The 1,173-nt window shown below is 51.3% G+C and carries 2 protein-coding genes; one reads left to right on the top strand and one right to left on the bottom strand.

Translation table 11 applies throughout. From position 1 onward, the window contains the following. Positions 1-57: 57 nt before the first annotated feature. Positions 58-762 (bottom strand): GntR family transcriptional regulator, encoded by a 705-nt coding sequence (locus DBR30_RS07720; protein ID WP_005357335.1) that lies wholly within the window; start codon positions 760-762, stop codon positions 58-60. A 198-nt stretch (positions 763-960) separates the two neighbouring features. On the opposite strand from DBR30_RS07720, the gene DBR30_RS21065 reads away from it, so the two are divergent. Further along, positions 961-1,173 (top strand): hypothetical protein (locus DBR30_RS21065; protein WP_181363522.1); only part of this gene is annotated, 213 nt, incomplete at its 3' end.

The following is a 1,173-nucleotide window of genomic DNA, read 5'->3' on the forward strand; positions in this document are numbered from 1 at the left end:
TGCTTCGTGAGAGGCCCTGCATCCAGCCAATAACCAACCCGCAGGCTGGCGAGCGGATTAACGAAAACGGTGCAGGTGGTAGTCGACATGGTAGTCGTTACCATTGCGGAACATGATGGAGTAGTTGAGGAACTCTCCGCTCTCGCTGTATGAGAGCGAGGTGAGCCGCAGGATAGGGGCCCCCTGCTCGATATGGAGCAGCTCGGCAGTAACCCGATCCGCCAGCACGGCACTGAAGCACTCATAGTTACCCGCAATCGCGATGCCGCACTCCCGTTCGATGTAGTCGAATTTGGACCCTTCCAGATGGGCGACCGACAGATTGCGAAACAGTCTGACCGGCATATAGCTCTCTTCTAGCAGCAGAGCCCGACCATCCACCGAGCGGATCCGGCTGGAGTAATAGACGGGTTCATTCACCTTCACCCTCAGCTGACTGGCGATGGCCGGTGGCGCAGGCATGGTGCGAAATTCCAACACCTGGCTGGTCAACGTGCGCCCCTGCTCGCGCATCAGTTCGGTAAACCCGCTCAGCCCTTTGGTCTCATGCTGGACATCCTTTTTCGTCACATAGGTGCCGCTGCCGTGGCGCCGCTCGACCAATCCCCACTCGATCAACATGTCTACCGCTTTGCGAATGGTCATGCGGGAGACGCCATACTGTTCTGCCAGCGCTTTTTCGCCCGGCAACACATCACCCACCCGACACTCGGCACCGTTTACCCTGATCCTGAGTCGATCTGCCACCGATTTATAGATCACTGCTAGACATCTCCTGTGGTCACAACGCCAACCATCTTATTCTGAATCAAGTGGCTAAATTGCTTAAAAACAATAACTTAACTTACAACTAAAGCTGCAAGAACATCACGAAACCAAGAGGTACAACAATATCGCAAAAGTTAGACATCTTTGTCTAAATAACTGTATGCGTCAGATCACATTATTCCAAGATATTTCATGAGGTCTCTTTTTATCGTTGCTAATTTGCATCTGGCAACACCGGCAAGGATTCGATTAGCTATTTCAACCAAGGGACAATATATGCTCAGTCAAATTCAACGTTTTGGCGGAGCAATGTTCACTCCTGTACTGCTTTTTCCTTTTGCAGGTATGGTAGTAGGCATTGCAATTATGCTGAAAAACCCGATGTTTGTCGGTGAATCACTGGCA

This window comes from Aeromonas sp. HMWF017 (assembly GCF_003061465.1).
GTDB classification, from domain to species: Bacteria; Pseudomonadota; Gammaproteobacteria; order Enterobacterales; family Aeromonadaceae; genus Aeromonas; species Aeromonas veronii.